The sequence below is a fragment of the Ralstonia sp. A12 genome (assembly GCF_000801955.1).
In the GTDB taxonomy this organism is placed as follows: domain Bacteria; phylum Pseudomonadota; class Gammaproteobacteria; order Burkholderiales; family Burkholderiaceae; genus Ralstonia.
On the sequence record NZ_JSZO01000038.1, the window covers coordinates 1 to 26,337 of the forward strand.

Here is a 26,337-nt window from a genome sequence, read left to right on the forward strand (position 1 = left end):
CCCGGCAGGGGACGAAACGGAAGCAAACCACCAACACACATATAGATCGACAACGACAAGGAGACAAACCCATGCAACAAACCCGCCGCAACGTCCTCCGTCTAACCATGGCCGCCACGCTGGCAGCATCGCTCTTCGGTGGCGCCATCAGCACTGCCCACGCAGAAGCCAGCGAAGTCCGCATCTCCCACGGCTACGGCATCCTGTATCTGCCCATCATGGTGATGGCCAGCGAGCACCTGCTCGAGAAGCAGGCCAAGGCCGCCGGCCTGGGCGACGTCAAGGTCAGCTACCGCATCCTGGACGGCGGCAACGTCATCAACGACGCCATGCTCTCGGGCGCGCTCGACATCGCCTCGCTGGGCGTACCAGGCTTCCTCACGCTGTGGGACAAGACCCGCGGCAGCGCCATGGAAGTGCGCGGCCTGTCGTCGCTCAGCTCGTCGTCGATGTACCTGATGACGCGCAACCCAAACGTGAAGACGCTGGCGGATTTCTCGGAGAAGGACCGCATTGCCGTCCCCGGCATCAAGACCTCCCTCCCCGCCGTGGTGCTGCAAATGGCCGCTGCCAAAACCTTCGGCGACAAGCAATTCAACAAGCTCGACCCGATCACCGTGCCGCTGCCGCACCCCGACGCCACCGCCGTCATGCTGGCCGGCGGCAGCCAGATCAACAGCCACATGGCCTCGCCGCCGTTCTCGTACACTGAGGCCGCGGCGCCCGGCCTGCACCGCGTGTTCAACACGGTGGACGTACTCGGCAACATCACGCTGGACATGACCTACACCAGCAAGAAGTTCTACGACGCCAACCCGAAGCTGTCGGCGGCGTTCGTGGCCGCGCTGGATGAAGCCAACGCGCTCATCGCCAAGGACAAGACCAAGGCCGCGCAGATCTACATTGCGCAATCGAAGGTGAAAAGCTCGCCGGACGAGGTGAAGAAGATCCTCGACGATCCGGATTCGCGCTTCACGACCACCCCGGTGGGCGTGGCACACTACGCCGAGTTCATGCAGCGCGTGGGCACGCTCAAGAACAAGCCGGCATCGTGGAAGGATCTGTTCTTCCCGACGGTGCAAAGCCGGCAAGGTTCGTAAGCCCAACGCGGCATCCGCACGGAGACATCTCATGGCACTACGTATCGTCCGCCTCGGCGAGCCGCGCTCTCCCGATGAAGGCCTGCGCATCGGCACCGTGCGGCGCCCGCCGCGCGGCGTGCCGAAAGAAGAGTTCGCCAGCCGCGATTTCTACGACGTGTGGATGCCGCTGCTCTCCCCCACGCCCGAGCTCGTCAAGCAGGCCCAGGCCGCACAAGCCGCGCACGATGACAAGGGCTGGCAAACCTTCGTGCGTCACTTCCGCGCCGAGATGCGCGATGGCGATGCCGCGCGTCTGCTCGACATGCTGGCCGCGCTATCGCACCAGACCAACCTGTCCGTCGGCTGCTATTGCGAAGACGAAGCGCACTGCCATCGGTCTGTGCTGCGCGAGCTGCTGACGGAACGCGGGGCGAAGGTGGCTCCATAGCGCATGACACATGCCCTGCACTTGCACAAGGACGACCTATGCCCAACCTGCCTCGCACGTTCCGACGCCCCATCGCAGCCGGGTTCTTGCTCGCACTGGCATTGATTGCCGCGCAAACGGCCATTGCGCAGACCGCCCCCGCCGCGCTCCAGCCTGCCGATGCTCACCACACCATCGCCACGCTATCGGCAACGGGTGTCCAGATCTACGTCTGCAAGCGCGACGGCAACAAACCGCTGGCGTGGGTCTTCAAAGCGCCGCAGGCCGATCTCTACGATGCCGCCGGAAAACTCGTCGTCAAGCACGGTGCAGGCCCGACTTGGGAAGCCGCTGACGGCAGCAAGATCACGGGCAAGGCTGTGCAGCAGGTGGCCAACAGCGCTGAGGCCGGTGCCATTCCGATGCTGCTGTTGCAGGCAACCAGTGCGGGCAGCGTGGGGCTGTTGAGCAGCGCACGCTATGTACAGCGGCTGCAGACCCATGGCGGCATCGCACCCGCGCAGCCCTGCACCGAAGAGGGCCAGGAGGGCCGCAGCCCCTACCTGGCGCAATACGTCTTCCTCGACTGATCGATTGGCACTGCGCTACAGAAGGCAGCGGCCCTACCCCATGCGGGGGACGATGTACAACCCTGGGCGAACCTATAACAAAGGTACGCGCGACCGGCATCACACGCCGCGCGCCATCGTCATTTCAGGAGTACCGCCATGGGCCGCCGCTACATCGATTGCCGTGCCTTCCCCAGCGAGAACAACTGCTCGGTCGCCATCAGCGCCGACAGTGACGCTGAGTTGCTGGAGGCGGCGGTGCAGCATGCTGTGTCCGTGCACAAGCACACGGACTCGCCCGAGCTGCGCGCGCAACTGCAAACCCTATTCAAGGACGGCACACCCACCACCGAACGGCCGCCAATGGCAACCGCATGACGGTGGCGTAGGCCGTTCCAGATGCGTGGAAAACGCGCAGCGATCCATTGCGCAGCCGCGCAAACGTCTGCCTAACGGCGCGCCGACGACGCCAGCATCAACCGCACCACATCGCACTGGCTATGCGTATTGGTCTTGCGATAGACGTGCTTGAGGTGCGTGCGCACCGTGTCGAGCGAGATACCCAGCGTGCGCGCAATGCATGCTGGGTCCGCACCGCGCGCGAGCAGATCGGCCACATCGGCCTCACGCGGGGTCAGGCGGAACACGTCAGTGATCCACAGACTGGGGGATTGCGGCGGCGCAATGCCGGCGCGGGCGGCAACGCGCTGCCAGCAAAGCGGCAGGGCTTGCGCAAGATGCGGCAGCAGATCCCGCGGCGCTGACCGCTTGGCCAACAGCGGCACACCACGCACGCGGTAGTCCAGCCACACCGCGCCACGGACTTCCGCATCGGCCATCGGCCAGGCATCCACACCATCGCAGCGCGCCGCGTGCATCAGCAGATCCACCGTATGCGCGCCGTGCGAGGCGGCCCAATGCAAGCGGCCATCCACCCGCCAGCGGACCATTGCCGCAGCATGATCCGCGCTGCAGGCATCGCGCAGCACGTTCATGATGCCCACGGCATCACCCGCGCACGCCGCTTCATAACACCGGCGCAGCGCGGTTGCCGAGGCATGGGAGGGCACGGCGGCAAAACGCGGCATGGATGAAATACGGGCACGACAGGCGCCAGGACTCACAGCCGATGCGCCTTGATACCCCCATCGCGGAAAAGGATTTCATTATAGAAAGCGCGCCTGCCAGCGCGCTGCGTCGTTTGCCCTAGGCCAGAATCTCAGGCCAGCGCGCGACGCGCCATCCAGCGTGCGCGCAGGTGGTCGTACGCAAGGTTGAAGAAGAACGTGTACGGCAGGAAGAACAGCATGATGCCGATGTCGATCACAAAGGCTTCCCACAGGCTCACGTTCAGCCACCACGCGCCCAGCGGCACCAGCATCACGACCAGGCCGCCCTCGAACAGGCAGGCGTGCACCACGCGCACGGCCAAGGTGCGCGAGAGCTTGTAGCGATGCTCCACGCGCTCGAAGAGCGCGTTGAAGATCATGTTCCAGACCATCGCCACGGCGGCAAACATGAGCGTGAGCGCGCCCATGTGCGCGAGCGACACGCCCATGATCCAGCTGAACAGCGGCGCGCAGATGATGGTGGCGAGGAGTTCGAAGGACAGCGCATGGAACACACGCTCGACGGGGGTTTTGGCTGGGACTTGCATGAAAGACTCCGATGAATAGGCGTGATTTTCATCGGCGGAAGCGAGTTTATCCAGTTCGATAACATCGGTTTTTCCGATATATTGAACAGATACCGCCATCTGGAGCCACCCATGCGTCACTCCCCTGAAGCCCTGCTGGCCTTTGCGGAGGCCGCCACGCTCGGTTCGTTCTCGGCGGCGGCGCGCAAGCTGGGCAAGCGGCAATCCACCGTGAGCGAGGCGATCGGCAATCTGGAGATCGACCTGGGCCTGACGCTGTTCGACCGCAGCACGCGCCAGCCGACGCTTACCGAAGCGGGCCGCGCCATGCTCACGCAGGTGCGCCGCGTGCTCGAAGCCAGCGAACAGATGGACCGCCTGGCCGCGCAGATGGCCGGCGGCCTGGAAGCGCGCCTGACGCTGGTGGTGTCGGACACGTACCAGTCCGACCGCTACGAGCAGACACTGGCCGCGCTTGAACAGCGCTTTCCTGACCTGGAACTCGAATGCCTGATTGCCGAGTACGAAGACGTGCTCGACATCATCCAGCAGGGCCGCGCACAACTTGGGCTGGTGGCGACGCAGCCGGCCTATCCGCCCGACATTGGCGCGGCCACCATCGCCGAGCAATCGGAGATCGGCCTGTTCGTCGGGCGGCAGCATCCGTTCGCGCAATATGGCGACAAGGAAGTGCCGCATGCGGTGCTGCGCGAGGCGCGCGAGCTGCGCCTGAATACCTTTGTCGATCCGGTCGGGCCCCGCGCTGAAACCACGCCCGTGCGCAGCCTGCGCCGGTGGTCGGCGCCGAGCTATCTGATGCTGCTGGAAATGGCGATGCTGGGCTTCGGTTGGACAGAGCTGCCGCGCTGGTTGGTCGACCACTTTGCCGCCGACCGCCTGCATGAAGTGCATGCGCGCGGGTGGCCCCGCCATGTGCCGGTCGATGTGGTGTGGTCACGCAAGCGCACGCTCGGCCAGGCCGGCGCGTGGCTGCTGGAGACGATGCTGGCGGAAACGGCGTAGGCGGGGCTTATTCGTCCAGCCGCTCGATGATCAGGCGCGAGAGCTGCGCCGTCTGCTCTTTCGAGAGCGAGAACTCCACGCCAAACGAGGGGAAGCCCGCCGGACCATCCTGCACAGGCGCGGTACCGGCCACGTGGCCGGCGATGGAGAAATCTTCCTGCTGCCCATCGACATAGGCGCTAAAACTCAGCGCGAGCTGCTCGCCAGGCGTGAACGCGGCGCCGGCACTTTGCACGAGGGCACCGTTCAGGCAGATATCGCGCAGCACAGCCACCCGGTCAGCGGGCGAGGCCGCCTGCCCCTCTGCGCGCAGCGTCGCGCCAATACGCACCTGCACGCGCTTGGCGCTGCGCAACGGCATCTTGTGCACCTTGGCCGGCATGGAGAGCACCAGATACGGCGAGGGAAACTGCCCCGCTGCCACCACGCTGCACATCATGCTCACCACCTCGCGGCCTGAGAAGCCGCGCAGCAGCAGCACGTCACGCACCTCGGGGCGCAGCGTGCGTTTGCTATCGGCGGGTTGCGTGATGAAGATGGCCTCGCCCTCGATGTAGCCGATCAGGCGGCATGGCAGCGGACCGCGCAACGGTGCCGCTTTCTCCTGCACTTGCAGAACGGTGCCGATCGACAGACCTGTCGCAGCCAAGCGCGGCTTGCCTTCTGTGGACTCAACCGGCGGCGCCACGGCAGGTGCGTCCACCGCAGGCGCGGCCGCCATCACCGCGCCGTGCAGAAACAGCAACCGCACGGCCTCCGCATCGGGCACAACCACACCTGCAGGCAGCAGCAACCGGCTGGCGCTATCCACGAGAGCAAAGGGCAGTGGCTGGCCGACCGGTACATCTTCTGGCGCAAGCTGCCGCGTGGTTTGGGTCATGGGAGATTGTCCGTCGCGTTCAAGGTTGAGCCGGGCCGCGCGTGCCCAGGCAGGCATGGCTGACATTTTGCAACATTGGATGGCGAACGGACGGAGGTCAACCTCCACACGTGATGTGCATCAACCCGCCAGTGCAGTTGCCTCGATCTCGACGGCCAGGCCGTAGTGCAGCGTCGGCACCGGCACCACGGCACGCGCCGGGCGCAGCTCCCCGATCCACGCGCGATAGAGCGCGTCGAACGCGGGCCAGTGCGTTTCCATGTCGGTCACGTACACGCGCACCTGCACCAGGCGCGAACGGTCTGTGCCCGCAGCGGCAAGCACCGCATCCAGGTTGGACAGGACCTGCAGCACCTGCGTCTCAAACGGTGCATCGACGAGCTTTTCGCCAGTGGGCGTAACGGGAATCTGCCCCGCTACAAACACAAAGCCGTTCGCGCAGACGGCGTGCGAGTAGTGCCCCGCAGGCGGGCGCAAATCCGGCGCGTTCAGATAGCGCGCGTCGCTCATGCGATCTCCAGTACCAGCTTGGCAAAGTGCTGCAAATCCACATTGCCGCCCGACAGAATCACGCCGACGCGCTTGCCGCGCACGTCCACCTTGCCGGTCAGTGCGGCAGCCGCAGCCAGGCAACCGGTCGGCTCAACCACGGCCTTCATGCGGCTGGCGAAGAACTGCATCGTGCTCACCAGTTCCGCATCATTCACGGTGACGATGTCGTCGACCAGCTCGCGGATCACGGCAAACGTGTAGTTACCCAGGTGCTGCGTCTGCGCGCCGTCGGCCAGCGTCTTGGGCGTGTCGATATGGACGATCTCGCCCTTGCGGAAGCTCTGCTGGCCGTCGTTGCCGGCCTCGGGTTCCACGCCGATGATCTTGCACGCGGGGTTCAGCGCGCGCACTGCCGTGGCGGTACCCGAGAGCAGTCCGCCACCACCCAGCGGTGCGAGCACCACGTCGAACGGGCCGGCCTCTTCGATCAGCTCCTTGGCCGCCGTGCCCTGCCCAGCCATCACGTGCGGATGGTCGTACGGCGGGATTAGCGTCAAGCCGTGCTCTTCTGCCAGCTTGCGGCCGATGGCTTCGCGGTCTTCGGTGTAGCGGTCGAAGAACACCACCTCACCGCCGTAGCCGCGGGTGGCCTCCACCTTCACGACCGGTGCGTCCTTGGGCATGACGATGACGGCGCGCATGCCGAGCAACCGCGCCGACAGCGCAATCGCCTGCGCGTGGTTGCCCGACGAAAACGTGATCACACCCGCCTTGCGCTGCTCCGGCGTGAACTGCGACAGCGCGTTGTACGCCCCACGAAACTTGAACGCGCCCATGCGCTGGAAGTTCTCAGCCTTGAAGAACAGCTCGGCGCCGGTCATGGCGTTGGCGGTGCTCGACGTCAGCACCGGCGTCTTGTGGGCGACGCCCTGCAGGCGGGCGTGGGCGGCAACAACGTCGTCGTAAGAGATGGGCAGGCTCATGGCGGGCTCAGGTTGGAGAGTTCTCGGGAAGGTAGGTGTAGACGGTGGAGCGCGCCACGCCCAGCGTTTGCGCGACTTCGGTCAGCGCGCGGCGCAGGTTCAGCAGGCCGCTGGCGGCCAGTTCGCGCATGGCTTCACGGCGCTGGTCGAGCGACATGGCCATGGGTGTGGTGTTGCGCGCGGCGGCAAAGCGTTCGAGTGCGGCGCGCACGTCTTCCACGCGGCGCGAACCCAATGATTCAGGCACCGGCGGCGCGGCCACGTCAACGCGCATCAGTTGCGTGAGGCCGGTCGTCACCGCGCTCAGCATGGACACATCCATGTTCAGGCAGATGGCGGCTACGTATTCGCCACGGCTGTTCTTCAGGCCGATGGATGTGCTCTTGGCGGGGCGTCCATCGGGAAACCGGTTGGCGTAGTTCTCGATGACCTCGGGGAAGTCCGGATCAGCCAGGCGCGCCAGACCCAGCTCGGTAACGGCGTCGCCTACCTGGCGGCCCGAGAGGTTGTTGGCAATGGCGACGACGGAATGATCGGGGTCGGTCAGGTCGTGCAGCACGACCTCCACCAGTGGCGCGAGTGTCTTACCCAGCGCTTCGACGATCTTGCGGCCTTCGCGCAACAGAAGGCCGTTTTCTTCGGCAGATTTCATGGCATTGACGATACGTCAATTACTGACATTTCGTCAATATCGCGATGCCCAGTGGTCACCGCCCAGGCAACATCACGCCATCAGCATGGTCTTGGGTTCCAGATAGGCGTTCATCCCCCATTTGCCCATCTCCCGGCCCAGCCCGGAATATTTGAAGCCGCCAAACGGTGCGCGAGGTTCATGGGCCAAGGTGTTGATAAGCACTCGGCCCGCATCGATCTGGCGCGCCACGCGCTCGCAACGTGCCACATCCTGGCCCAGCACCATGGCGCTCAAACCGTAGCGCGTATCGTTGGCAATGGTGATGGCGTCAGCCTCGTTTTCGTAGGCAATGATGGTGAGCACCGGGCCAAAGATCTCTTCTTGCGCAATGCGCATCTGGTTGGTGGCACGGGTAAAAATCGTGGGCTTGACGAACCACCCGGCACGCAGGCCATCGGGCCGCCCCTCACCGCCTGCAAGCAGGGTCGCGCCCTCTTCCTGACCAATGCGGATGTAGTTCTGTACCCGCTCCCACTGTTTGGCGCTGACCATTGGGCCGATGTCGGTCGCGGCATCGCGCGGATCGCCAGATCGGATATGCGAAACCGCTTCCTTTGCGATGTCCTCAAACTCCGCAAGCCTGTTGCGCGGCACCAGAATGCGGGTGCCTGCAATGCACGCCTGGCCACTGTTCATGAAGCCGGCGTGGAGCACGAGCGGCATGATGTCCCGGAAGTTCGCGTCATCAAGCACCACGGTGGGCGACTTGCCCCCCAGCTCCAACGTCATGCGCTTCATCGTGGCGGCACCAGTGCTCACCAGATGCTGCCCCACCGCGGACGAACCCGTGAACGAAATCTTGGCAATGTCTGGATGGCGCGCGATTTCTTCACCGACCACATCGCCACGGCCATTGACGATGTTGAACACGCCCGGAGGCAAGCCAGCCTCATGCAGAGCCTGTGCGATGACCTGCGTCTGCATTGCGCTCATCTCGCTCGGTTTGATGACGGCGGTACAACCTGCCGCCAATGCGGTCGCGAGCTTGTTGCAGATGAATCCGGCATTGCTGTTCCAGGGGGTAATGAGACCGGCAACGCCGACGGGCGTCAGGATCACCCGAGCCGCTCCGGCCTGTTCCTCGAACGCGAAAGACTCCAGTGCATCAATCGCCTGGGCAATGACATCCGCTGGATAGGTCGCCATCCAACGGCCACGTTCCACAGGGGCGCCGTACTCCACCACGATGGCCTCCAGCAGATCAGCCTCACGCGCGGCCACCGCCTTATGCATGCGCCGCAGAGCAGCGATGCGTTCTTCGCGTGTGGTACGCGCCCAGGCAGGAAGCGCCGTCTTGGCCGCCGCAATCGCGCGTTGCGCGTCTTGCGCATCGCCAAGGCGCACCTGGCCGATCACCTCTTCGGTGCTCGGGTTATGGAGGTCAAACCATTCCTGGCCGTGCGGCAGGACAAACTGGCCGTTGATATAGATGTGTTCAATGCGTTGCATCGTGCGTCCTTTTCACAAATTGAGCTGCGATGCACGCAGTCTAGAAGCGCATTACCATTCCGATAAGATGCCCTATCGATGATGTTTCATCCTGAAATTCAGGACAATGCGCCCATGCATCGCACAGGAATGACTGAACTTGAAGTGGTTCTGGCCGTGGCACGCCGCAACAGCTTTCGCGGCGCTGCGCAAGAGCTGGGCATGTCAACCACGGCTGTAAGCAGCGCGGTCGCTGGGCTGGAAGCGCGGTTGAAAGTGCGCCTGTTCAACCGCTCGACGCGCAGCGTGGCGCTGACCGATGCGGGCAGGCGCTATGTCGAACGCATTGCCCCCGCACTTGCTGAGATTCAGAGCGCCGGCGAGGAAGCCAGCACCGGCCCGAACATACCGAGCGGCACGTTACGCATCAATGCGCCGCATGGCGCAGCGTTTCTATTGCTGGAGCCGCTGTTCTACCAATACGCGCAACGCCATCCGCAGGTGCGCATCGACATCGTGACCGAGTCGCGCATGATCGATATCGTGGCCGACGGCTTCGACGCAGGTATCCGCCTGGCTGAATCCGTGCCGCAGGACATGATTGCCGTGCCGCTGTCCCGCGACATCCGCATGCTCGTTGTGGCGACACCCGATTACCTGAAGCGCAACGGAAGCCCCGAGCATCCGCGTGATCTGCTTGGCCATCAAAGCATTGGCATGCGCATGTCGCACGGTGGCATCTACCAATGGGAACTGGAGCACAACGGTCAGAAACTCCAGATGGATTTACCCGTGCGCATGGTGCTGAATGAACTGGCAGCCATCAAGCAGGCGGTACTGCTTGGGCTCGGTATCGGCTTCATCTCGGAATGGTTCATCGAAGAGGAACTGAAGTCCGGCGCACTGGTTCCCGTGCTTGAGCCATGGTGTCCGCCATTTGGCGGGTTACGGCTCTACTACTCCGGCCATCGGTTCGTACCAGCACGCTTGCGGGCGCTCATCGATCTGATTCACGCGTTGCGTCTGGCCGCCCCGTGAGGCCCATCCAGCCGCTTCACCACCCGCGCGGAAACGTCGATGCACGGATGACGCCGCCTACCAAGGCGGCGTCACCTGTGTCCGCTGAGATTACTGAGCGGGTGTATTGATGAAGCGCACCAGCTCCGTCATCGTCGGCTCGGGCGCCTCTTCCATCAGCCAGTGGCCGGAACCCTTGACGGTGATGCCGTTCACGTTGGTGGCCACCAGCTTGGCCTGCTCGATCAGGAACGCGCCGGAGGCCCTCTCGCCGGCCAGCACGAGCATCGGCATCTTGAGCGGTGTTTTGGCGAAGCCGGCAAAGTCTTCCGCGTCCTGCGGGAAGGTGTGGAAGTACTCGAACCCGGCGGCCATGCGGCCCGGCTGTGCATACGTGCGGGCGTAGAGCTGCCGGCTTGCCTCGGGCACCGAGTGCTTCGGATCGGCGGCAAAGTCGTTCCAGAAGTGCTCGAAGTAGATACGTTCACGGCCCTGCACCAGCTTGAGCGGCGTGTCGCCGTAGAAGTGGAAGTGCCACAGGTCGCGCAGCAGCCAGACCTTCTGCCAGTCGCCTACGCCGGGCAGGAAGGCGTCCATGAGCGTGATGCTTTCCACCTCGTCGGGGTACTGCGCAGCGTAGGCGTACGCCACCATCAGGCCGATGTCGTGGCCGACCAGCTTGACCTTGCGGTGGCCCGTGGCCAGCACCATGGCGTGGATGTCTTGCGCCAGCGTCTTCTTGTCGAAGCCGGAGGCTGGAATCGATGAGGTGCCCGCGCCCGGCAGGTCCGGTGCCAGCACCACGCGGCGATCGGCCAGGCGTGGGATCAGCAGCAGCCACATGTGGCTGGTTTCGGCATAGCCGTGCAGCAGCACGACCGGGGTTTCGGGGCCGCTGCCAGCTTGCAGCGTGTGGATTTGCAGGCCGGCAGCATCCACGATGCGGTCTTGCACGGTGGGCGCGGCATGCGCCTGTAGCGCGGCCAGGCCGATGAGCGCGGCACCCAGGTGGCGCACCAGGTTGGGAAAAATCTTCATGATGATCTCCAGCGCGGACCGCACGCGGTGCACGGCCCGCAGAGCAAAGAGTGGGTTTAGAGCTGGCTCATGCCACCGTCGGCAATGATTTCCGTGCCGACAATGAAGGCCGATTCCGGCGCCGACAGATGCAGCACCGTCGACGCGATCTCTTCCGGCTGGCCGAAGCGGCCCAGCGGCACTTGGCTCTGAATCTGCGCGGCGGTGGCCGACAGGGTGTCGGCATCCAGGCCGAGCTTGCCGTAGATCGGTGTACTCACCGGGCCGGGGCTGACCACATTCACGCGGATACCCGAGCCGAGCAGTTCCGCCGACAGCGTCTTCGCCAGCGAGATCAGCGCCGCCTTGCTCGCCGCATAGACCGACGAATTCGGCATGCCAATGCGCGCGTTGATCGAGCCGTTCAGCACGATCGACGTGCCCTTGTTGAGGATGGGCAGCAGCGCCTGGATCTGGAAGAACGCGCCCTTCACGTTGGCGTTGAAGGTGGCGTCCCACAGGGCTTCGTCCACGTCCGTCAGTGAGGCAAACCTGGCCATGCCGGCGTTGATGAACACGGCATCCAGACGCACACCGGCCTCCTGCAGTTGGCGCGTCAGCTCGCGTGCGGCAGCCACAGTGCCGGTTTCATTGCGGATGGCGATAGCGTTGGCGCCGAGCGTTTCGCGTGCCGTTTCCAGCGCCACCGCATCCCGCCCGGTGATGACCACACGGGCGCCTTCCTGCACAAATGCCTGGGCGGCTGCCAGGCCAATACCGCTGTTGCCGCCAGTGACCAGAACGGTCTTGCCTTCGAAGCGATTCATGATGTCCTCCATGGGATAAGTTGAACTTGAACAATCGCGTGACTGCAGTGTGGACGCGGGCAAGCGGTTTGCCATACGATCCGGACGATGAACACGTTCGAAGGAATTGCACATGTTGACGGACGAAGAATTGGCCCTGCTGGAAGCCATCCGCCAGACGGGCAGCCTGTCGCGCGCGGCGGCGCAACTGGGCAAGGCGCCGTCGACCGTGTCGTATGCGGCGCGGCAACTGGAGCAGCGTTTCGACGCCCTGCTGTTTGATCGGCGCCGCTATCGGCTGCAGCTGACGCGTGCGGGGCTGCTCCTCACTGAAGAGGCCGCGCGGCTGGCGCAAGACGTATCGCGCATCACGCAGCGTGTACGGCAGGTGGCCAACGGCTGGGAAGACCGGCTGTGGATCGTGACCGACGAGTTGCTGGAGTTCGAATCGCTCATGCCTGTGATGCATGCATTCGATGCGCTGCAATCCGGCGTGGCGCTACGTGTCACGCACGAAGTGCTGGCCGGCACGTGGGAAGCGCTGCGCGATGGGCGGGCCGATCTCGTCATCGGGGCGACTAACGAGCCGCCGTCCATCCCCAACCTGGGGTGGTTTGAGTTGGGCGTGGTGGAGTGGGTGTTTGCCGTGTCGCCACGGCATCCGCTGGCGGCTATCCAGGCGCCGCTCACGCGCGAGGAGATCGCCCGGCACCGCGCCGTAGTGGTAGCCGATTCCGCACGAACCACTGCGGGCCGTGCCTACGGCATGCTCAGCGGGCAACCCACGCTGGCCGTGCCGAGCATGCACGCCAAGACGCTGGCCCAACGCGACGGCCTGGGCGTGGGCTGGCTGCCACGGCATCGCGTGGCGTCGCTACTGACGCGCGGCGATCTGGTGGAAAAACGCACCACTGACCCGCGCGAACCCAACCTGCTCTACGTCGGCTGGCGCAGCAACGCGGATGGCGAGGGCCGCGCACTCCAGTGGTGGCTTGAGCAGCTACGCCAGCCAAGGCTGGCCAAGCGCTTGGTGCAGGGCGTGGACGCGTTCACTTGAAACTTCACCGGGCCGTGTGATCTTGCCTATGCTGGGATGGCGCCGACGCCGCATGATCCGCCGGCGCACCATAGGCACCGACTATTGCAGAATGATCAACGTTGGGGCGTTTGTCCTCAGACAAACCCTCGGTTTGGTCAACGCGCACTGTCGGCCAACGTTAATCGGTCACGCACGTATCTCCGTGCCTCGTTGAGGGTCTCGTTATGAAACTGTCTGCGTTGATGTTTTCGATCGGTACGCTGGTGATGGGCTCGGCCTTTGCACAGGGCACGGCCGCGCCAGCTACGGCACCGGCGGCTGCACCTGCCGCTGTCCACGCGGTCTGCAAGGACGGCACGCCATACAGCGGCACAACGCTCAAGGGCGCCTGCCACGGCCATGGTGGCGTCGACAAGAAGGCCAGCGCTGCAGGCGCAACGGCAGCCGCTGCACCGGCTGCGGCACCTGCCACGCCGGCAGCAGCAGCCATGCCTGCTGCACCGGCAGCACCCGCCGCGGCAACGGCACCGGCCTCCAAGCCTGCCGCTGCAGCAACAGGCACTGTCGCCCCTGGCGGCGGCCCGGACAAGGTCTGGGCAAACACCACCACCAAGGTCTACCACTGCCCGGGTGACCGCTACTATGGCAAGACCAAGCAAGGCTCCTACATGACCGAGGCCGACGCCAAGGCTCAAGGCATGCACGCCAGCCACAACAAGGCCTGCACCAAGTAAGCCGCGCCTGAAGCGCAACACGCACGCCGCGGCCCGCCCCGGGTCGCGGCGTATTCCTTTTGCCTCACCGCCTCACCGTTGCACCGCATGCCCCCACGCTACGAACATCCCGCCACAGCCCTCCAGCATCCCGAGCACTACGCACCGCTGGATGCACCGCCCATGCCAGCACAGCAACGCGTGCTGCGTGACGTGATTGCCGGGTTCTCGATTGCGGGCCTGCTGTTGCCCGAAGCCGTTGCGTATGCCGGCATTGCCAGCCTGCCGCCGCAGACCGGGTTGATCGCGCTGCTGTCGGGGCTGGTGGTGTATGCGCTGGTCGGGTCGAGCCGCTTTGCGATTGTCTCGGCCACGTCCTCGTCGGCTGCCGTGCTGTTTGCGACGGTGCTCTCCGAGCCCGGCAACGCGGGCACGGCGCTCACGCTGGCGGCGGCGCTCATCATTGCCACGGGGCTGCTGTTCATCCTGGCGGGCGTGGGGCGGCTGGGTGGCATGTCGGATTTCATCGCGCGGCCGGTGCTGCGCGGCTTCACCTTCGGGCTGGCGCTGACGATTGCGATCAAGCAGTTGCCGAAGATCCTCGACGTGACCGTGCACCACAGCGACACGCCGCGCATTGCGCTCGATCTGCTCAGCAGCGCAGCCAGCGCCAACCCGTACAGCACTGCATTGGGCGCAGCAGCGTTGGCCTTGCTGTTTGGCCTGGGGCGCTGGGGGGGCCGCATTCCGGCCACGCTCGTCGTCATCGTGCTGGCCATCGGGGCCGGCTACTGGCTCGACTGGCATGCGTACGGCATTGCCGTGGTCGGCCATATCGACCTGCAGAACATCACCTTTGGTATGCCCGACCTGGGCCGTGCGGAGTGGATGCAGAGCATCGAACTCGGCTTCGCGCTCATGCTCATCCTCTACGCCGAGTCGTATGGCTCCATCCGCAACTTCGCGCTCAAGCACGGCGATACCATCAACGCCAACCGAGACCTCGTCGCGCTGGGCTGCGCCAATCTACTCTCGGGCCTGCTGCACGGCATGCCTGTGGGCGCGGGTTACTCCGCCACCTCTGCCAACGAGGCAGCCGGCGCGCAGTCACGCCTGGCCGGGCTATGCGCAGCGGTTGTCGTGGCGCTGATCGTGTGGCTGTTCCTGCCGCAACTGGCGCGTATTCCCGAGCCGGTGCTGGCGGCCATCGTGATCTTTGCGGTCAGCCATTCGCTGCATCCGAGCGTGTTCAAGCCGTACTGGTCGTGGCATCGGGATCGGCTCGTGGTGATTGCCGCGCTGCTGGCCGTGCTGGTGCTGGGCGTGCTGCACGGGCTGTTGGCAGCGATTGGCGTGAGCCTGTTGCTGACGCTGCGCAAACTCTCCGAGCCGACCGTCAGCCTGCTCGGCCGTCTGCGCGATAGCCACGATTTTGTCGACGTGTCGTTGCACCCCGATGCCAAGCCGTTGCCCGGCGTGCTGATCGTGCGGCCGGAAGTGCCGCTGTTCTTCGCCAACACCGAGCGTGTGCTGGGCAAGGTGCGCGCGCTGCTGCAAGCGCCGCAGCAACCGCCGCTGCGCTCCATCATGCTGAGTCTGGAAGAGACGCCCGACGTGGACGGCTCCGCCATTGAGGCATTGCGCATCTTTGCTGCGGAATGCGCGGCGCGCGGTTTGCAACTGATGTTCGTACGGCTCAAACCGCGTGCACTGACTGTCCTGCAACGCGCCACGGACAGCACGCTGCGGCCCGAGATGCTGCATGAGTTGAGCGTGGATGAGTGTGTGCAGTCGTTGGCGGACGGCGCGCAGCCCAAAGCCTGACGGCCAGATCAGTCCCCACCGCCACCACAACCGCCGCCGCCATCGCCACCGCTGCCAGCACAACCGCCGCCGCCACAACCACCGTCACGCTTTCTACCAAAGCCCTCAATGGTGCCGTCGATGCGGCGGCTGGCGAAATCGGCACCGCATTGCATGACATCGCCGCCGGGCAGGATGGTGGCGCAGTCCGGCACGTAGTGAAAGCCCTTGGGAATGGCGAGCTGCCGGTCAATGGCGAACAGCAGCGGCAGGCGATCGGGCTTGCGCGGGTTGATCGACTCCGCCTGGCAAGCCCACCACCAAGTGCGGCGCAGCCCCACGTTGGCGCGTTTGCGCACTGGTGAAAGCGCTGCGGATGGCAAGTGATGCAGGAACTTGCCGAACGCGCGGCTGCAGAAATCGCGGTATTCACGCGTGTACAGGATGAACTCGTGCCACAGGTCATCGACCACCCGCGAGGGCATCGAGACATAGTCGCAATCGCTGCGCAGGTGGACGATGAAGAACTGTCGCAACCCGCGCACGACCTGTTCGCGCTGGGCGGGGGTCAGGTCAGGGTGCTTCTCGGCAAAGCGTTCCAGCAAGCCGGGTGGCCACTGGTAGTTCTGGATGAACGTTTCGCGGTGCTCCTCCTTGAAGCGCCCTCGAACGGAAAATGCGGCCAGCGTGGCAATCAAGCCGACAACGATGACTCCGGTTTGGAGTGCTGCCATCCGATCCCCCCGAATCGTGTTTTTGGCTCGGCCATTATGCCGCGCCGCCTAGCAGACCACGTGATGCTCCGGTAATACTCGAATGTGCTATCGGACGGCCTCTGCCACGTCCCATGCCCCGGTCTTCACCACCTCCCGCACATAGTCCGCAAAATCCCGCGGCGCCCGGCGCAACGCACGCTGCACACCATCGGTCAAGTGCACGTTGCGGCCATCGAGCACCTCGGCAAACAGCCCACCAAGAAATTCCGCAAACTCGCGCGGCACGTAGTCAGAGAGCATGTCGACGTACGCGCCTGGTTCCATCGGCTGATAGTGGATGTCGCGGCCGAGCGCGCCGCTCAGGATCTCGGCCACTTCGGCAAAGGTCAGCGCGCGCGGGCCGGTCATCTCGTACAGCTGGCCGATGTGGCGTGCGTCGGTAAAGGCGGCGACGGCAGCATCGGCCAGATCGCCCGCGTCGACAAACGGCTCGGCGACGTTGCCGCCGGGCAGTGCAATCACGCCAGCCAGCACGGACTCCAGCAGATGACCTTCGCTGAAATTCTGGTTGAACCAGCTGGCGCGCAGCACCGTCCACGCAAGGCCGCTGCCCTGCACGATGGCTTCGCAGCGCTGCGCAGTGGGCTCGCCACGGCCAGAGAGCAGCACGAGATGGCGCACGCCCGCTGACTTGGCCGCCGCAACAAATGCGTGGATGGCAACCTCCGCCCCCGGCGCGGCCAGGTCCGGTTGATGGGTAATGTAGACCCCGTCCATGCCGGCCAGTGCTGCGGGCCAAGTTGTCTGGTCTTCCCAGTCAAAGGCCGGGTTGGCCTTGCGCGAGCCTTCGCGCACGGTCACGCCGTGGGCACGCAAACCCTGGGCAACGCGGGCGCCGGTCTTGCCGGTGGCGCCCAGGACGAGGACAGAAGACACGGGGGAAGCCTGGACGATCTGCATGGCGAAACTCCTGAAGGCGTTGTGGTGGAAGACGCCTCCAGTATGGAAAGCTGGCCCGTTCCTGATGTGATCATGCATCCGCGATTGATGCTCGATCGTCCAGATCGGCGCACAATGGCCGTGTTGTCGCTCAGGATGTCTCCATGACGTTGACGAACACCCCTCCTCCCTGGACCCACATCGACCCGCTGGGCGAGGCGCTGCACTTTCTGCGCATGAACGGCGTGTTTTATTGCCGCTCGGAGTTCTCTGCGCCATGGGGCTTGGCGCTGCCGCCCATGCCCGACTGCATGATGCTGCACGTGGTGGCCAGCGGCCGCGCTTGGTTGGAGGTAGACGGCGAACCGGCACGCCCGCTCGCTCCCGGCGATCTGGCCATCGTGCCGCGCGGCACCGGGCACCGGCTGACCAGCCAGCCGGGCGTCGCCTGTGCCGGCCTGTTCGACCTGCCGCGCGAGTTGATGAGCGAGCGCTATGAAGTGCTGCGCCACGGCGGCAGCGGCGAGCCCGCGCAAATGATCTGTGCAGCCGTGCGCTTCGGCCATCCCGCGGCGCAACGGCTGGCGGCACTGCTGCCGGCGGCGCTGTGCATCGACAGCCGGCAGTCGCCGCACGCGCAGTGGATCGACCAGACCCTGCGCTTCATGGCCGCTGAAGCACGCACGCCCCAGCCGGGCGGCGAGACCATGGTGACGCGGCTGGCGGACATTCTCGTGATCCTCGCCATCCGGGACTGGATTGAGCGCGATCCGGCCGCGCGCAGCGGTTGGGTGGGAGCGTTGCAGGATAGGCAGATCGGCCGCGCGATGGCGTTGATCCATCGCGAGCCTGCGCGGGAATGGACACTCGGCGCACTGGCCGAAGCCGCCGCGATGTCTCGCTCGGCATTTGCCGCACGCTTCACACGATTGGTGGGGGAGCCTGCCATGCAATACGTTGCACGCTGGCGCATGCAGATTGCGCTGGGCTGGCTGCAGGAAGAACGCCTGCCGCTGGCCGAAGCCGCCAGCCGGCTGGGTTACCAGTCGGAGGCAGCGTTCAGCCGGGCATTCAAGCGATTCAACGGAGTAACGCCCGGAGCCGCGCGGCGCAGCACGGCCCCGGAAGCAATGGCCTAGCGCGCAGCCGTGCCCGATGCGCGCGCACCTTCCAGGATGATGCGCGCCAGCTTGGCGTAGTCACCGTCAAAGTGATGGCCGCCCGGCAGCTTCACGAGCTGGACCTGTTTCGGGTCCAGGCCCGGGCAGTTGGTGTCCTTCTCTTCCTTGCCGTAGATGCACATGCCCAGGCCCGCCGGCAGCTTCTGCACTTCGGGCAGGATCAGCAAGCCCGAGGCGCTGCTCGACACCCAGTTGGTCATGTGGAATTCAAAGTCGGCACGCTTGCCCAGACCCATCATCACGGCCAGCGCCACATGCTCGCGCGATGCGGCCGGCAGTCGGTTGACGATGAAGGGCAGCACATCCGCGCCCTGCGAATAGCCGATCAGCAGCGCCTTGTTCTTCTTCCAGCGCGACGCGTAGAAGCGCACCAAGCGATCCATGTCGGCCGCGGCGGAGGCCGGCGTGCGCGGGCTCCAGAAGTAGCGCAGCGAGTCGATGCCGACCACCGGCACGCCTGACTTGGACAACGCGGCCGCCACTTCCTTGTCGAGCCCGGCCCAGCCACCGTCCCCCGACAGCAAGATCGCAAACAGCTCTGACGACGTACCCGGCTGCGCAGCCACTTCAATGATGGGCAGGTCCGACACGGCCGCAGGCGGCGGCGGGGGCGGCGGCTTGCGCTGCGCGTTGAGCTTGGCGAAGGCGGCCTTGAACGGCTCGCTTGCCGTCACGGGGGGCACGTTGGCGGCGCCCGGCGCAGTCGGCTGCACCGCTGTTTGCACATTCGGCAGCGCCACCGACTGCGCACCGGAAATCGTGTCGATAAAGGTTTGCGTGGCGCGTGCCTCGCACAGCGGGCCGGAGCGGCGCGCAAACGGCGTGAGCGTGCTCGATTGCAGCGCCACCCACGGCGCCGACAGCTTCGTGGCCGGCAGCAGCACGACACCCGCGTTCTCAGGCGGCTTCGTGCGCTTGGCGGTGGTGCGGCTCTCGCTCTGGCGACGGCTGAAGTGCACGCCCTCGCCCTTGCACAGCGGCTTGCGCAGCTCCAGCACCGGGCAGAATTCCATCGACATGGCCGCGGCAAAGATGTTCGGGCGCGCCTGCGCGATCATCGCGTAGGCCAGCGCACCGCCTTCGTTGTCGCCGACGAGGATGGGCGGGTAGTAGCCCGGCACCTTCTCGTAGGCCTGCAGGAAGCGGCTGAAGTTTTCCAGATCGCCATCGGGGAAGGCGCAGTCGCCCAGGTCCGCTTCAAGGCTGGCAAACAGCGCGGGCGTGGATAAGCCGGCCACCAGCGCGCCCTGCTCCGCCAGACTTTGCGCCATGCGCGAGGTGGCAGGCGTCCAGCCCTGGTCACCCGAGAGCATCAACACGACGGAACGGATCTCGCCTTTGGGTTTGTAGACCGGCACGTCACGAAAACGGCCATGCGTGACGAACTCGACAGCGCCCGGCGCAGCCGCCGGTGTGGCCGGCGCCACCACGGGCAGCGACAGCACGCCGCCGTTGGCCGCCTTGTTGGCAGTCACGGCAGCGGCGCTCATCTGCAGGCGCGGCGGCGCATCACTATTCATGCCGCCTTGCGGTGGCACTGCCGTCACGCCGCTGGCGCCGGTCATGCCCACCGTCGGCACCAGCACTGGCCCCTGCACTGGCATGGGCCTGGGTGCCGAAGCTGCCGCAGGCGCATCTGCTGCCAAGGCCGGCGATGCCGTCAGCCAGCACACCATTGCCATGGCGGCCGCAGCCAGCATGCACTGCCCGGTGTGTTGCACTCCCCTATGCCGCGCCTCTTGCGTGCGCGGTGCTTGCCAACTCATTTGGAGATCACTCCCTTCAACCCGCCGCCAATCAGCGCGGCAACATCTGTCAATGTGAATAGCGGCGCCAACCCGCCGCGTGCGAGCAGGTAGCGGGGTTCCCACACCGGCTCGAATTTGTCCTTGAAACTGCGCAGCCCACGGAAATTGTAGAAGCGCGCGCCGTGGCGGAACATCATCCGTCCGAAGCGGTGCCAGCGCGGCGCAAGCTCATGCTCAACCATGCCCGACATCGGCGCCATCCCTAGGCCAAAACGCTGATAGCCCTCGGCCTGGAAGTGCAGGATCAGCTTGCCGAAGAGGAAATCCATGGTGCCCGGCGGCACGGTGCCGCGCTGGCGCATCAGGTCGACACTCGCTTCAATGCGCAGCACGTCCGGGCACATCAGCGTGGCAAACGCGAGGATGGCGCCCTCGCGCCGCACGATGGCCACCGGTTGGCTGAGCACATAACGATCATCAAAGGCCCCCAGCGAGAAGCCCTTCTCACGCGCGTTCTGGTTGTGCAGCCATTCATCGGAAATGGCACGCAGCTCATCCAGCACAGCCGGCACGCCTTCGGCCGGCACGATCTCGAACGACAGCCCCTCACGCTCGCCGCGCGTCACGCCATGGCGCAGGTTGGCGCGTCGCGAGCCCTTGAGGCTGAACTCGGGCAGCGACACATACGCCTCTTCGCCCAGCTTGTAGGCGCGCAGGCCGGCATCGAGGTATAGCGGCAGCGTTTGCGGGCGCGTCTTGTAGAACGCCGCGCGGCCACCGTGCGCATCGGCCATCTCGATAAAGCGCCAGATCAGCTCGGGCCACTCCTGCTGCGCACCCACCGGGTCGGCCAGTGCCACCCACGAGCGCCCCTGCTTGGCATACATGATGAAAGCGTTGCCAGACGGCGAGAACAGCAGGCTCTTGTCGCCCATCAGCGCAAGCGCAGCATCTGCAGCGGGCTGCTTGCGGATGATGTCGGCGGCGCGGGTCAGCTCTTCAGTGCTCGGGCACGTGGTCTCGCCCGGTTCGCGGCGGAAGAGCTGCCACATGCCGAAGCCCAGGCCCGTTACGGCCACCGCCATCAGCGCGCGGATGGAGCGCGGCGCATCGCCGTCGAAGGTGAACTGCCACCAGAGCTGATTGGCATAAGCCACCTCACGATAGGCGAAGAAGAGAATCCACACGCAGGCGACAAACACGCACGCCATGGCAACCAGCCAGCCCGTCTCCAGCCGCTGCGAGAACAGCGACGACGGCCGATCAAACTGCCGGCGCGAGATGATCAGCAGCACCGCCAGCGTGACCAGCACCACCATCTCCGACACCGCAATGCCTTTGGGCAGCGCCAGCACGCCGGTGAGCAGCGACAGCACCAGCGCCGCCCACCACGCAGCGTCCAGCCGGTGCAGCAGACCGCGTGCGACAAACAGCATGATGAGCCCCGCCACGCTGCCGATCATGTGCGAGGCCTCCACCACGAACAGCGGCACGTGCATGCGCAGGAGGTCTTCGGCTTCATCCGTGGCAGGGGTCACGCCGGAGACGAGCAGCATCACGCCCGCCACCATCGTCAGCGCCGCCAGCAGACCGGGCGACAGCTTGACCGCCGCGCGGCCGAATGGGGCAGCAAAGGGTGCCCCCGCGCCCGAGCGCAGCTCGAACACCCCCAGCATGGCGGCAGCCACCACCAGCGGCAGCAGGAAATAGATGGCACGGTAGAAGAGCAATGCGGCCAGCACCTCGGCTGGCGGCGCCTGACCGCTGCAGCCTAGCAGGATGACCGCCTCGAACACACCCAGGCCGCCCGGGCTCTGGCTCAGCACGCCCAGCGTGACAGCCAGCGCGTAAAAGGCGACGAAGGTGGGCAGGTCAACCGCGCCCGCCGGCATCAGCACCCACAGCGCCGCTGCGGCCGCAGCCAGGTCTGCCGCTGAAATCACAAACTGGCGTGCCGCCAGCGCTGGCGGCGGCGGGCGGATCTCCCACCGGCCAAACAGTGTGACGTGGCGCTGCCGCATGCACAGCGCCAACAGCACGAACACGCCCGCCAGCACCAGCAGCGCGACGGCCTCCAGCAGCGCCGCCGGCAGGTGCGTGATGTCCGCAATGTGGGAAGCGCCCCACAGCAACCCGATCGCGCCGAACGCCGTTGTGGACACACCCAGCGCGCTCGCATCAAAGGCGACCGCCTCGGTCACGCGCGCGGCATCCAGGCCGGCTGCCGTATACAGGCGCGTGCGCACCGACCCGGCCGTCAGTGAACCCAGGCCAACCGTGTTGCCCAGCGCATAGGCGATGAAGGACGTGGTGGCGACCGTACCTGGCGCCATCTGCGCGCCGGCATAGCGCAAGCCGGAGGCATCGTAGCCGGTGAGGGCGACATAGCTCGCTGCGGTGGCCAGGATGGCCAGCCACACATGCGCGCGTGGCGTGGCCTGCATTGCGGCAACCATGTCGGCGTAATGCACGTGGTCGAGCAGCGCATACAGGCTGTCGAACACCAGCGCGCCGAGAATCAGCACGATGCCGATCACGGCCCAGCTGCCCAGGCCAAAGCCGGGGCGCGAGACAGCCGCAGATTCAGCAGGTGCGGCGCCGTTTGCGGGCGCGGGCGCCGCTTGCTTGACCGGCGATCGGTGAGGTTTGGGACTGGCGTCGTGGGACGCGGCGTCAGGCATGGTGGAAAACGAAATCCCGCTGGCGTTGGTTACGCGCCCGATCCGAACCTGGTGAACGGAATACGGGCGCCGGCGGTGTGCCATTGGCGAATCCCACAGCACGCAGACGGGAGACGGCAAGCATAGCTACGGGCAAAGCGCCCGGCTGCCGCATGTTCGGCATCGACATCATGCATTGACCCCGACTTGCCGGTGCTGGCTTGTTGTCGTCCGGGCCGGAACCGTGTCCGACCGGCGCACCGGTTGCTCCGCATTGCGCGTGTGCTGAATTCGCACGATTGTTTCTGATGCCACGTAACACGGACAAAGCCGCCGTTTCGTTGACACGTAAGCCCATATTTTACGGTGCGGGCGCGCTCCCCGGCGCTTTCGGTGTCACATCCGGCTTACCGGTGTCGATGGAAACCGGGTCGCTGGCCGGAAAAGTCTCTTCCAGCCCCTCGTCCAGCAGGGCCTCCTCATGCGAGTCGGGCACGGGCGGATGCGGGTTGGCGGGTACAGGAGCAGATGAGACGCGGTCGTCTGGCATGGCGTTCTCCAAGGATGCCTACCCAGAATAGGCAAAGTGGGCAAAGGCGACCGTGCAGGGTGGCACGGGCAGATGTCGACCTGCCGCGAGCAGTCGGGCGCGACGTGCACGATACTCAGCACATGCTCAGCAACTTGCGGGCCCGAGCAGGATGGTCATGCCTCGCCGCCCGCGGCGATACGACACGCAAACGATTGCCAAAGCAACAAACGCCTTGTGCGTATTGCGCCGCAAGGTGGAGTCCTGTACACAATCAACACTGCGGTTTCAATCTTTTCACAATTACGCGCATGCCCCTTCAGCGCACCATTGGCGCCTTTCTTCGGCACCCTCCCCTGCTGATTGCCGGCGCCTCGGTGCTGTCTCTGCTGCTGGCCGCGCTGACGGCCCTGTCGCTGTGGGAAATGCGCGTCGACGCCCTGGCGCGCGCGCGTGACGCCGCCGATAACCTCTCGCTGATCCTGCAGCGCGACATTGCCCGCAACATCGAGGTGTACGACCTGTCATTGCAGGCCGTGATCGACGGCATGCAGGACCCGACCATCGTGGCGCTGCCGCCGAACATCCGGCAACTCGTACTGTTCGACCGCTCGACCAATGCACAGGATCTGGGCTCGCTGCTGGTCGCCAATCTGGACGGCGAAGTCATCATCGATTCACGTTCGGTGCCGCCCCGGCGCATCCATGTGCGCGACCGCGACTACTTCCAGGTGCATCAGGGCGCGCCGGATGTCGGCCTATACATCAGTGAGCCGTTCAAGCCGCGCATCAATGGCATCGATGCCTCGGTCGGCCTGAGCCGCCGCTTGGCCGGACCGCATGGCGAGTTCAACGGCGTCGTGGTCGGCACGCTGCGCCTGAACTACTTCCGCCGGCTGTTCGACGGCATCAACCTTGGGCCGCACGCTGCGGTCACGCTGGTGCGCGCCGACGGCACGATGCTGATGCGCCGCCCGTACGACGAGAAGCTCATCGGCCGCAGCATCGCCAGCAGCCCCGCCTTCCAGAAACGTTTGCTGGCGCCGGACGGCTCGTATGTGGAGGTCGCCGCGGTTGACGATATCGAGCGCCTGTTCAGCTTCCGCCGCATCGGTGATCACCCGCTGATCGTGTCGGTCGGCCTGGCCACCGAAGATATCTATGCCGAATGGCGCCAGCGGGCGTGGGTGATTGGCGGCATCGTGCTGATGCTCGATGCGGTGTTCATGGCACTGTCGGTTCTGTTTGCCAGGCAGTTGCGCCAGCGGCTGGAGATGGAGCAGCAGTTGGAACGGCTGGCCAATACCGACAGCCTGACCGGCCTGGGCACACGCCGCGCGCTGGATACCGCGCTGGACGTGGAATGGCGCCGCGCCAACCGCAACCACATGCCACTGGCCGCGCTGATGATCGACGTGGACGACTTCAAGCGCTTCAACGACCACTACGGCCATGCCGCCGGCGACACCGCACTGCGCACCGTGGCGCGCTGCGTGAACGAAAGCATCAAACGCCCTGGCGACTTTGCGGGCCGCTACGGCGGCGAAGAGTTCTGCGCCCTGCTGCCCAACACTGACCTGGCCGGCGCAGTGCGCGTGGCCGAGAGCATCCGCGCCGCCGTGCTGGCTGCCGATGAACCCCACGTTGGCAGCGCGCACGGCAAGCTGACGGTGAGTATCGGCGTGGCTGTCCACCCGGGTGTCGCCACGCCCGATGAAACGCCCGACGACCTGGTGCGACTGGCTGACGGGCGCCTCTATGAGGCCAAGGCAGCCGGGCGCAACACGGTCATCCCGCGTCAAGAGCGGCGCAAGCTGGCGGTGGTGTAAGCACAGCAAAACCCACTCCCCCTCTTTGGGGGCATGCCACCGGTGTGCATCGCTTCTGCACAATGGCGGCCTAGAGGAAACCGTCGTGAGCCAACCTCCCCACTCCCACTTCGATACGAGCGCACTGCCACGCGAGCATCAATTCGCGGCGTGGCGAGAAGCCATCAACGTTGTGTTCGACACGCGTGCCGCTGCCCCGGAATCCCACGGTTTCCAGGCCAGCGTGGATGCCTACCTGTGCGGCGAGGCGGGCCTTGGCATGATCCGCGCGCAGGCGCAGCACTATGATCGTTCGCGCTCCAAGCTGGGCCGCGACGGTATGGATGTCTATATCCTCCAGTACTACCTCGAGGGCAGTTGCGGGCAGCGCGACGGTACCAGCGGCACGGCCACCCGACCGGGCGATCTCTTCATCGTCGATGCCGCGCAACCGCTGGCCACCAGCACGACCGACAGCCGCTTCCTAAGCCTGGTCGTGCCACGGCGTCTGCTGGCCCCCCTGCTGCGTTCGCCCGATGAAGTGAGCATGCGCCTGCTGCGTGGCGACGCACCCATGATCGGCCTGCTGCGTGACCACCTGTGCTCGCTCTACCAATCGGCGGGGCAACTCAGCAACGCAGAGGCGCAGGCCATCATTCCAGGCACGATGCAACTGGCTGCCGCCGCCATCAATTCGCAGGTGACGGAAGCCAACGCGCGGGCCGTGAGCGAAAGCCTGTTTGCCTCGATCTGCCGCCATGTCCAGCACAACCTGGCCGATCTCGGCCTCTCGCCCGAAGGGGTGGCCGTGTACTTCGGCATCTCGCGCGCTACGTTGTACCGGTTGTTCGAGCGCGAAGGCGGGTTCTTCAACTACCTGCGCCTGCAGCGCCTGCGGCAGTGCCACGCCATCCTGGCCGACCGCTCGCAAACCCACCGCTCGGTGGCGGAGATTGCCCTGACCTACGGCTTCTCCGATGCGTCCAACTTCACGCGGGCGTATCGCCGGGCCTCGGGCATGTCGCCGCGTGAAACGCGCATGCTGGCGCTTGAGGGTCGCGCGGCTGCCATGCCGTTCGTGCAGGCAAAGGACTGGCGTACCTGGCTCTCGCAGATGCGCTGAGGCTGCGCTCCACATCGGACACCC

General features: G+C 65.5%; 26 protein-coding genes. 12 read left to right on the forward strand and 14 right to left on the reverse strand.

What is annotated here, in order from left to right; genetic code table 11:
- Positions 1–71 precede the first annotated feature (71 nt).
- The 4 genes from PI87_RS26440 to PI87_RS26455 all read left to right on the forward strand — a co-directional run bounded on the left by PI87_RS26440 (position 72) and on the right by PI87_RS26455 (position 2,456).
- Positions 72–1,100 carry an ABC transporter substrate-binding protein gene (locus PI87_RS26440; protein WP_039600726.1) on the forward strand — a complete coding sequence of 343 codons (1,029 nt, stop codon included), beginning with the start codon at positions 72–74 and terminating at the stop codon, positions 1,098–1,100.
- A 31-nt stretch (positions 1,101–1,131) separates the two neighbouring features.
- Positions 1,132–1,530, forward strand: a complete 399-nt coding sequence (locus PI87_RS26445) for a DUF488 domain-containing protein (protein WP_039600727.1) — start codon at positions 1,132–1,134, stop codon at positions 1,528–1,530.
- A 38-nt stretch (positions 1,531–1,568) separates the two neighbouring features.
- A complete protein-coding gene (locus tag PI87_RS26450; RefSeq protein WP_039600728.1) occupies positions 1,569–2,099 on the forward strand; it encodes a DUF3455 domain-containing protein in 531 nt (176 codons plus the stop codon).
- 138 nt (positions 2,100–2,237) lie between these two features.
- Positions 2,238–2,456 carry a DUF1059 domain-containing protein gene (locus PI87_RS26455; protein ID WP_039600729.1) on the forward strand — a complete coding sequence of 73 codons (219 nt, stop codon included), beginning with the start codon at positions 2,238–2,240 and terminating at the stop codon, positions 2,454–2,456.
- Positions 2,457–2,527: 71 nt separating this feature from the next.
- Here the strand turns inward: PI87_RS26455 and PI87_RS26460 are convergent, their stop codons facing one another.
- Both PI87_RS26460 and PI87_RS26465 read right to left on the reverse strand, forming a co-directional pair.
- A complete protein-coding gene (locus PI87_RS26460) occupies positions 2,528–3,166 on the reverse strand; it encodes a helix-turn-helix transcriptional regulator (protein ID WP_039600730.1) in 639 nt (212 codons plus the stop codon).
- A 131-nt stretch (positions 3,167–3,297) separates the two neighbouring features.
- The gene (locus tag PI87_RS26465; RefSeq protein ID WP_039600731.1) at positions 3,298–3,735 is read right to left on the reverse strand and encodes a multidrug/biocide efflux PACE transporter; all 438 of its coding nucleotides are present in this window, start codon (positions 3,733–3,735) and stop codon (positions 3,298–3,300) included.
- A 111-nt stretch (positions 3,736–3,846) separates the two neighbouring features.
- Between PI87_RS26465 and PI87_RS26470 the strand changes: the two genes are divergently transcribed.
- Positions 3,847–4,737: a LysR family transcriptional regulator gene (locus PI87_RS26470; protein ID WP_039600732.1), complete on the forward strand. Its 891-nt coding sequence runs from the start codon at positions 3,847–3,849 to the stop codon at positions 4,735–4,737.
- Between the two features lie 7 nt (positions 4,738–4,744).
- Here PI87_RS26470 and PI87_RS26475 read toward each other — a convergent pair whose 3' ends face one another.
- From PI87_RS26475 to PI87_RS26495, 5 genes are all read right to left on the reverse strand, one after another.
- Entirely contained in the window at positions 4,745–5,617 is an 873-nt protein-coding gene (locus PI87_RS26475; protein WP_039600733.1) for a flagellar brake protein, read from the reverse strand.
- Positions 5,618–5,737: 120 nt separating this feature from the next.
- Positions 5,738–6,127, reverse strand: a complete 390-nt coding sequence (locus PI87_RS26480) for a RidA family protein (protein WP_039600734.1) — start codon at positions 6,125–6,127, stop codon at positions 5,738–5,740.
- The gene (locus PI87_RS26485) at positions 6,124–7,092 is read right to left on the reverse strand and encodes a threo-3-hydroxy-L-aspartate ammonia-lyase (protein ID WP_039600735.1); all 969 of its coding nucleotides are present in this window, start codon (positions 7,090–7,092) and stop codon (positions 6,124–6,126) included. Before PI87_RS26485 ends, PI87_RS26480 begins: the two co-directional genes overlap by 4 nt.
- A gap of 7 nt (positions 7,093–7,099) precedes the next feature.
- Positions 7,100–7,744, reverse strand: coding sequence for a helix-turn-helix transcriptional regulator (locus PI87_RS26490; protein WP_039600736.1), 645 nt, complete (start codon positions 7,742–7,744; stop codon positions 7,100–7,102).
- Between the two features lie 72 nt (positions 7,745–7,816).
- Entirely contained in the window at positions 7,817–9,235 is a 1,419-nt protein-coding gene (locus PI87_RS26495) for an aldehyde dehydrogenase family protein (protein WP_039600737.1), read from the reverse strand.
- Between the two features lie 129 nt (positions 9,236–9,364).
- Here PI87_RS26495 and PI87_RS26500 point away from each other — a divergent pair, with 129 nt between their 5' ends.
- Positions 9,365–10,252, forward strand: a complete 888-nt coding sequence (locus PI87_RS26500; RefSeq protein ID WP_084210111.1) for a LysR family transcriptional regulator — start codon at positions 9,365–9,367, stop codon at positions 10,250–10,252.
- Between the two features lie 90 nt (positions 10,253–10,342).
- On the opposite strand, the gene PI87_RS26505 is transcribed toward PI87_RS26500, so the two are convergent.
- A complete protein-coding gene (locus PI87_RS26505) occupies positions 10,343–11,269 on the reverse strand; it encodes an alpha/beta fold hydrolase (RefSeq protein WP_039600804.1) in 927 nt (308 codons plus the stop codon).
- A 56-nt stretch (positions 11,270–11,325) separates the two neighbouring features.
- The gene (locus tag PI87_RS26510) at positions 11,326–12,075 is read right to left on the reverse strand and encodes an SDR family oxidoreductase (RefSeq protein ID WP_039600805.1); all 750 of its coding nucleotides are present in this window, start codon (positions 12,073–12,075) and stop codon (positions 11,326–11,328) included.
- Positions 12,076–12,187: 112 nt separating this feature from the next.
- On the opposite strand from PI87_RS26510, the gene PI87_RS26515 reads away from it, so the two are divergent.
- The 3 genes from PI87_RS26515 (at position 12,188) to PI87_RS26525 (ending at position 15,630) form a co-directional block, all read left to right on the forward strand.
- Positions 12,188–13,111 carry a LysR family transcriptional regulator gene (locus PI87_RS26515; protein WP_039600738.1) on the forward strand — a complete coding sequence of 308 codons (924 nt, stop codon included), beginning with the start codon at positions 12,188–12,190 and terminating at the stop codon, positions 13,109–13,111.
- A gap of 206 nt (positions 13,112–13,317) precedes the next feature.
- The gene (locus tag PI87_RS26520; protein ID WP_039600739.1) at positions 13,318–13,827 is read left to right on the forward strand and encodes an alanine-rich signal peptide protein; all 510 of its coding nucleotides are present in this window, start codon (positions 13,318–13,320) and stop codon (positions 13,825–13,827) included.
- Positions 13,828–13,914: 87 nt separating this feature from the next.
- The gene (locus PI87_RS26525; RefSeq protein ID WP_039600740.1) at positions 13,915–15,630 is read left to right on the forward strand and encodes a SulP family inorganic anion transporter; all 1,716 of its coding nucleotides are present in this window, start codon (positions 13,915–13,917) and stop codon (positions 15,628–15,630) included.
- Between the two features lie 8 nt (positions 15,631–15,638).
- Here the strand turns inward: PI87_RS26525 and PI87_RS26530 are convergent, their stop codons facing one another.
- Entirely contained in the window at positions 15,639–16,343 is a 705-nt protein-coding gene (locus tag PI87_RS26530) for a glycine-rich domain-containing protein (RefSeq protein ID WP_039600741.1), read from the reverse strand.
- A gap of 87 nt (positions 16,344–16,430) precedes the next feature.
- Positions 16,431–17,285, reverse strand: coding sequence for an NmrA family NAD(P)-binding protein (locus tag PI87_RS26535; protein WP_039600742.1), 855 nt, complete (start codon positions 17,283–17,285; stop codon positions 16,431–16,433).
- Positions 17,286–17,428: 143 nt separating this feature from the next.
- Here PI87_RS26535 and PI87_RS26540 point away from each other — a divergent pair, with 143 nt between their 5' ends.
- Entirely contained in the window at positions 17,429–18,403 is a 975-nt protein-coding gene (locus tag PI87_RS26540) for an AraC family transcriptional regulator (RefSeq protein WP_039600743.1), read from the forward strand.
- Here the strand turns inward: PI87_RS26540 and PI87_RS26545 are convergent.
- The 3 genes from PI87_RS26545 to PI87_RS26555 all read right to left on the reverse strand — a co-directional run bounded on the left by PI87_RS26545 (position 18,400) and on the right by PI87_RS26555 (position 23,403).
- Positions 18,400–20,211, reverse strand: a complete 1,812-nt coding sequence (locus tag PI87_RS26545) for a virulence factor (protein WP_039600744.1) — start codon at positions 20,209–20,211, stop codon at positions 18,400–18,402. The two genes, PI87_RS26540 and PI87_RS26545, sit on opposite strands and share 4 nt — an antisense overlap.
- Positions 20,208–22,874 (reverse strand): bifunctional lysylphosphatidylglycerol flippase/synthetase MprF, encoded by a 2,667-nt coding sequence (gene mprF, locus PI87_RS26550; protein ID WP_039600745.1) that lies wholly within the window; start codon positions 22,872–22,874, stop codon positions 20,208–20,210. Before mprF ends, PI87_RS26545 begins: the two co-directional genes overlap by 4 nt.
- A 340-nt stretch (positions 22,875–23,214) precedes the next feature.
- Entirely contained in the window at positions 23,215–23,403 is a 189-nt protein-coding gene (locus PI87_RS26555; protein ID WP_021192915.1) for a hypothetical protein, read from the reverse strand.
- 290 nt (positions 23,404–23,693) lie between these two features.
- On the opposite strand from PI87_RS26555, the gene PI87_RS26560 reads away from it, so the two are divergent.
- Positions 23,694–25,211 carry a sensor domain-containing diguanylate cyclase gene (locus PI87_RS26560; RefSeq protein WP_039600746.1) on the forward strand — a complete coding sequence of 506 codons (1,518 nt, stop codon included), beginning with the start codon at positions 23,694–23,696 and terminating at the stop codon, positions 25,209–25,211.
- Between the two features lie 85 nt (positions 25,212–25,296).
- Positions 25,297–26,313 carry a helix-turn-helix domain-containing protein gene (locus PI87_RS26565; protein ID WP_039600747.1) on the forward strand — a complete coding sequence of 339 codons (1,017 nt, stop codon included), beginning with the start codon at positions 25,297–25,299 and terminating at the stop codon, positions 26,311–26,313.
- Positions 26,314–26,337: the final 24 nt, after the last annotated feature.